The organism is Nocardia sp. NPDC004582, assembly GCF_053602115.1.
Map to the genome: position 1 here is coordinate 20,750 of NZ_JBSGCY010000093.1, position 6,391 is coordinate 27,140.

Genomic DNA, 6,391 nt, shown 5'->3' on the forward strand with positions numbered 1-6,391 from the left:
CTGCGGGCGGGTGTTCTTCTACGCCGACCGGCTCGACAGGGCGCGAGCGGCGATGAACTCCATGACATCCTGAGTGCCGGGCTGGTCCCGCAGCCGGTCCAGGGCCGCGTCCAGCCGTGGGTCCGGCCCGTGGTCGGCGAGCAGGACCACGATCGCCTCCCAGGTCTCGACACGCGGATCCGGCTGGGTCAGTAGCTCTTCCAGGTAACCGCCGGGTTCGAGCAGGCGCAGCGCCCGGCGGGCGTGGGCGTGCACCCGGCGCGGCAGTTCGGCACGAATCGCCTCGATGTCCTCGGGCTGGACGTGGCCCGGCTGGTAGCGATCCAGCCGCACCGACCATAGTTCGCCGGATTCATCGGGCAGGCCCTCTCCGGGGAGCAGGCCGGGACCGGTGGCCGCCTCGGGAGCGAGGGGCCGCAGCCCGTAGCGCTCGGTGCGCCACACGCGGAACTCCTGCCAGGCCGCCGGGGTGGCCCACGCGCCCAACCCGAATCGCAGCACCTGCTGCCCGCCGGTGAAGGTACGGAAGGTGCGGGTCCGGGCGATGGTGGCCACGCCCTCGGGCAGCACTCGTGTCCAGGTGGGCTCGGCCCCCTCGAAACCGTACGGCTGCAGCAACTTCCCCGTGTCGCGCATCAAGCGGCGCAGTGCCGATTCCGGTTTCACCATCCTGGCAGATTAGCGGTGGGAACCGACAGGATCCCGCACCCGCGCCATCCGCCCTGGACGCGGCGAGTCGTACCGGACACGCCGCGCCCGGGGCCAGATGTCAGTGGCCGGAATAGATGTCGTTCACCGTGGCCGCGTACCGGTCGTTATTGGTGAGCGGTGGCAGACCCAGCGCGGTGTCGATGGTGCGGAGCAGGCCGTACTGGTCGGTGCGCTGCGAGCTGTCGTAGCCCGCCTTCACCGAGTTCTGCGACCCGAGCACGATGGTCGGCACGCGGTTCGGGTACAGCGGGCCGAAGAGCTTGGCGAAGCCCTCGTCGAAGGTGACGATCAGCAGCGAGCGCTGCTGCTTCCAGGCCGGGGAGTTCAGGATCGCGGGCACGGTCGCGCCGAGCCAGCTGTCACCCGAGGCGACGCCGCAGCCCTCCATGTTGTGGCACTCGTTGGCCGCGAACCACACGAAATTCGGTGTGGTGGTGGCGGATTGCAGATCGGTCGTCATCTGGGTGAGCGGCTGTAGATGCGCGGCGCAGTAGCCCGGATCGGACTTCATGTTCTGGAAGTACAGGAACGGCAGATCGTCCTGGTAGTACTCGCCGTGCGCGGTCTGGTCGCAGTTGCCGTTGGCGTCCTCGGCGTACCCCTTCCACGTCTTGCCCGCCGCGTCCGCGCTGTTGCCGATGTGGCGGGCGTTCAAGGTCGTGGTGGTGACGCTGTTGTCGACCAGCCCGTACAGTCCGCCCGCCGCCAGGGCGACGTAGTTCGGATCGCTGGGGTGGGTGGTGGCGTAGGACTGGGTCAGCGTCGCGCCCTTCGAGCGCAGGCTGTTGATATAGGGGGCCGCGGAATTGCCGATGATGCCGGTGAGGCCGTCGTAGTCCTGGTTCTCCAGGTAGACCATGAAGACGTGGTCGTAGCCGGGCACCGTGCTGGCGGGGGCGGTCAGCGCCGGGGCGGGTAGTGACGCGCCGATGGTGAACGACAGGTTGTCGGCGTAGCCGTCGGTGGTGTCGCCGTCGGTCCAGGTGAAGTACACGTCGACGGTGACCGCGCGGGTGCCCTTGGGCAGGGTGCCCTTCGCATCACGTTGCAGCAGTTCGGTATTGAAGCCGCGGTCGATGCTGCTCACGCCGCCGGCGTCGGCCGACCCCAGCTTGCCCCCCGTCCCGTCGCGGAAGGTCGCGGTGAGACTCGCCTTGTCCAGCTGCGCGCCGTAGCCGCCCAGCCAGCCGTTCAGGTCGAAGCTCACCCCGCCCCCGTCGATGGCCGCGGCCGCGCCCGAGACGTCGATGGTCTGATTCATCTCGGAGTTGCCGGTGCCGCCGCCGGTGAAGAACTTCGTGCCTCGGTTCGAGGGGCCCGTGGAGGACGGGCCGGGCCAACCGGACTGCCCGTAGCACACCGCGTTCGGCTCGCCCTTGACGATGGTCCAGCCCGGCAGCGTCATGCCGTCGAGGCCCTTGGGCGAGCACTGCGCCACCGCCTCGGCATCGCCGTCCACGATCAGGTTCGGGCTGGTGACCGCGGCCCGCGCCACGGTGGGGGTGACGGCCGAGCCGCTCAGGACGGAGAGCACGGCCGCCGCCGAGAGGGCGAGGACCTTGCCGAGGTGTTGTCGAACGCCGTTGTGGCGCATAGCTGTTCCTTAGGGGTCGTTACAAATGCGACCCGAATGGAACACGTTTCAGATGTCGAGCCACCCGCCCCACAGTGGCCGGGTGATGAACGCGAACCGCCTATTGGTCATTCGACCAATAGGCGGAAGCGGTTGTGCGGCAAGTACCGCCCGATCAGGCGGCGACCTTCGCGGGTTTCTTCTTCTTGGAGCGGGCCCAGTTGTTCATGATCGGCAGGTCCACCCAGTGGTAGAGCGCCGCCGCGATCACCGTCGACACCACCAGGCTCAGCACCGCGAAGCCCGCCCAGCCGACGACGCCGAACTCCTTGCCGCCGATCAGGTATCGGGTGATCAGCACCATCACCGGGAACTGGATCAGGTAGAAGGCGAAGGAGACATTGCCCAGCCACACCATGCGCGGATGCGAGTTGACCTTGCCGATGCCGTGCAGGTCACGGTTCGCCATGGTGGCGACCACCGCGGTCATCGGGGCCAGCATCAGGACCGACATCTTGTAGTTCACCGGCACGACCCAGGTCAACGCGTACGAGATGGTCAGGGCGACCATCGGCCACAGCAGATTGGTGTTGCGCCACTTGCCTTCCAGCACCATCCGCGCGGCCAGCACGCCGAGGAAGAACTCCGGCAGGCGCGACAGCGGGAAGGTGTAGCTCAGCCAATACGACAGCGACACCGGGATGTTCGCCTGCTGGAACCACGCCGGGGAGGCGTGCAGCTCGTAGTACGGCGACGTGGTGCCCGGGACCAGCCGCGGCGCGAAGGCGTTCGCGATGCCCTTGGGGCCGTCGAAGAACAGGAAGTACGAGGTGTGCAGGGCGGCGATGCCCAGCAGCAGGACCGCCGCCGCCAGCACCAGCCGGCGCGTCGGGATCTTCATGATCAGCGGCAGCACCAGCGGGAAGCTCAGGTAGAACAGCATTTCCGCGGCCAGCGACCAGGACGGCACGTTCAGGCCGCCGACCGTGGTCCACTTCGGCACGTAGGTGTGCACCAGCAGCAGGTTCGGCACCCACACCACCGCGCGGTGCAGCGGCACACTCGCCACCACGATGAACGCCGCGGCCGCCAGCAGATGCGACGGGTAGATCTTCAGCACGCGCCGGCGATAGAATGCGCTCTTCGCCATGCCCGGCCGGAACGACCAGTAGATGATGAAGCCCGACAGCACGAAGAAGAACGTGACGCCGGCCGCGCCGAGCTGCATCGGAATCCACGCGTGGATGTTCCGGAACATCTCCGACTTCTGGAACGGGTACACCGGCAGGAACACCAGCGCGTGCAGCACGAACACCGCGAACGCCGCCCACCAGCGCGCGCCGGTCAGCGACGGCAGCGGGGGCCGGACCCGGTCGGCCTTCTCGATGACGGATTCGACCGGGGGCGCGGTGGTTTCGACGGCGCGGGCCGCGGGCGCCGGTTGGATCAGCTGGGTGGTGAAGGAATCCACCGCGAGCGCGGTGGATTCCTCCCGCGTGCCGGGCACGACTTCGGGTGGTCGGGTCATCGGGCGTACCTCTCCTGCAGGGCGTTGGCAATCACGGCGTCGCCCTGCGGAGCCGGATGGAACGGCAGACCGGCGACATTGACTTTCGGGTCGAACACGCCGTTGACCCACTGGTCGGGCGTGCACAGACCGTGCCCGCGGGTGAGCGCCCGGCTGTCGAGGTACTCGATCTTCAACAGGTCCGCGGCTTCCCGCTGCGCCTGATCGAATCGATCGAGATAGTCGACGACCGTGCGGCCCCTGGGCTGGCCGATCTCGAAACCGGCGATGTCGAAGCAGATCGCGTCCTGGCCGGGCGTGAACAACTCCGGATACCCCACGATCACGATGCGCGCGTTCGGGGCGTAATAACGGACGTAGGCGACGACCTTGCTGATCCGTGCGGCGTACTCGACGCCGGTCACGTTCTTCGGGTCGGCCATCCGGCCGTCGGCCACCGCGTCGGCCCCACAGCCGCCCGCGGGGTCGTAGAAGCAGGCCTGCATCGAATCCCACGGCGACTTCGTGGAGTCGCCCCACACATCGTTGAGACCGAACTGCAGGGTCACCAGCTTCGTCTTCGGACCGAACGCGCCCGCCTTGTCGGCATTGCTCGCCTGGACCTTCAGGATGTAGCCGTTCCCGGTGTCGATCGACGCGCCCGGGCAGGACTGGTTCCACACCTGTCCGTCGCCGTGCAGGCCCAAGCGGTCCCGCAGCTGCGCCGGCCAGGCGGTGGCGCCGTGCTGGCAGGACTTGTCCTGCCCCGACGGGTCCCACCCGTTCGCGGTGAACGAGTCACCGAGGATGACCAGTTCTTTGCCTTGCGGAGTCGAATCCGCCTGTGCCCCCGAAGTTCCCGCCATGGCCGCGGCGACTGCCATCACCGCGGCGCACAGCCACCGTCCGTTGTTTCCCGACACGTGCTCGTTCTCCGTTGTTCAGAACCTGCGCAGGCTCGTCAGTACCCTGCGCGAGGCTCGAAGCCGGGAGCGTCGAGGGTCGGCGGCGCCTGCTTGGCGGGCGCCTCGACCTGCGGGGCGGGCTTGGGCGCGACCGGCTGCGGCGCGGCCTGCTGCGGGGCGGGGGCCTCGACCTGCGGCGCGGGAGCGGGAGCCTCGGCCTTGGGGGCCTCGGTGGTGGCCGGCGGGGCGGCGGGCGCGGGGGCCGCGCTGCTCGCGGGAGCTGCCGAGCTGCTCGCCGGGGCGACCACGGAGGTGGTCGTGGTGGCGGGCGAGTCGGAGGCCTTGTCGCTGCCACACGCAGCGAGCCCACCGATGAGCAGGACGGAGCCGATGGCGGCCACGGTGGCGCGCGCGGTCGACTTGCCGGTGATGCGGATGTTCATGTTGGAACCCTCGTATCGCAAATTGAACTGCGGATTTTTCACTTTTGCGCGGAGTGTACAAGAGGCCGCGAAAGCTGCGACAGGAGTTCGGCAAACTGCAAAACCCCTGCGCAACCAGCAGACTCGACGAGTAGCTACCGACGGACAAACCGCCGGTAACCGGCTGTGCACACGGTCAGTGACCGTAGCGGTCGTAGATAGCGCGGGCGACGACGGTGTCACCCTGGGTGGACGGATGGAAGAACAGACCGTCGAGATCTGTCCGGGGGTCGAACACACCGTTCAGCCACGGCTGCGACGAGCAGAGCCCATGACCGGTGGTGAGCCCGCGGGCATCGAGGAACTCGATCCCGAGTAGTTGGGCGGCTTCCTTCTCCGCCTTGTCGATGCGGTCGAAGTACTCGACCACCGCGCGCCCGCGCGACTGGATGAACGGCGCGACGCCGGCGATGCTCAGGCAGACCGTGCTGGTGCCCGGCGTGAACAGCTCCGGATAGCCGACCAGGACGATCTTCGCGTTCGGCGCGTAGTACTTGATGTAGGTGACGACATTGCTCATGCGCTTGGCCATCAGCGCGCCGGAGACCCCGTTGTAGTCGGGGAACCGGTTCTCGTCGATGGCCTCGGGATCACAGCCCAGCGGAAGGTTGAACACGCATTTCTGCAGCGACCCCCACAGCGTCTGGTCGCTCTTGCCCCACTTGTCGTTGAGGCTGAACTGCAGCGTCACCAGCTTGGTCCGGGGACCGAACGCGCCTTCCTTGTCGGCTCGCTGCGCCTGCTGGGCCATGGTCCAGCCCGGCCCGCTGTCGATCGACGAACCCGGGCAGGACGGGTCCGACACCTGGTCGGTGCCGTGCACGCCCATCAGCTCGGCCAGCTGCACCGGCCACGCGGTCTTCCCGTGGCGCTGACAGGTGTTGTCACCGTCCATGAAGTCCCAGGCGTTCGCGGAGAACGAATCGCCCAGGGTCACAAGCTCTCTGCCCCCGGCGCCCGGATCGGCGCCGGCGGGGGTGGTACTCATCGCGGAGACCGAGGCGGCCACCGCGACGACGGCAGCACACAGCCACCGTCCATTCTTGCCCAGCAACTGACCTGTCCAGCTCTCTCAGTATCCGGCGCGGGGTTCGAAGCCCGGTGCGTCCAGGGTGGGCGGGGCGGGCTTCGCGGGCTGCTCGACCTGCGGAGCGGGCTTGGGCGCCACCGGCTGCGGGGCGACCTGCTGCGGCGCGGGAGCTTCCGGCGCGAC

At 68.3% G+C, this 6,391-nt stretch carries 6 protein-coding genes; all 6 read right to left on the minus strand.

Annotated features, from left to right (window positions below; genetic code table 11):
* Positions 1 to 18: 18 nt before the first annotated feature.
* A complete protein-coding gene (locus ACWELJ_RS23345; protein ID WP_452368254.1) occupies positions 19 to 669 on the minus strand; it encodes a hypothetical protein in 651 nt (216 codons plus the stop codon).
* A 100-nt stretch (positions 670 to 769) separates the two neighbouring features.
* Complete coding sequence (locus tag ACWELJ_RS23350; RefSeq protein WP_452368255.1) at positions 770 to 2,305, minus strand: alkaline phosphatase family protein; 1,536 nt, start codon at positions 2,303 to 2,305, stop codon at positions 770 to 772.
* A 154-nt stretch (positions 2,306 to 2,459) separates the two neighbouring features.
* Complete coding sequence (locus ACWELJ_RS23355) at positions 2,460 to 3,812, minus strand: acyltransferase family protein (protein WP_452368256.1); 1,353 nt, start codon at positions 3,810 to 3,812, stop codon at positions 2,460 to 2,462.
* On the minus strand, positions 3,809 to 4,714 hold the full coding sequence (locus ACWELJ_RS23360; protein ID WP_452368257.1) for an SGNH/GDSL hydrolase family protein: 906 nt from the start codon (positions 4,712 to 4,714) through the stop codon (positions 3,809 to 3,811). The genes ACWELJ_RS23355 and ACWELJ_RS23360 overlap by 4 nt, the downstream gene beginning before the upstream one ends.
* 38 nt (positions 4,715 to 4,752) lie before the next feature.
* Positions 4,753 to 5,139 carry a hypothetical protein gene (locus tag ACWELJ_RS23365; protein WP_452368258.1) on the minus strand — a complete coding sequence of 129 codons (387 nt, stop codon included), beginning with the start codon at positions 5,137 to 5,139 and terminating at the stop codon, positions 4,753 to 4,755.
* A 175-nt stretch (positions 5,140 to 5,314) separates the two neighbouring features.
* On the minus strand, positions 5,315 to 6,166 hold the full coding sequence (locus ACWELJ_RS23370) for an SGNH/GDSL hydrolase family protein (RefSeq protein WP_452368259.1): 852 nt from the start codon (positions 6,164 to 6,166) through the stop codon (positions 5,315 to 5,317).
* Positions 6,167 to 6,391 lie beyond the last annotated feature (225 nt).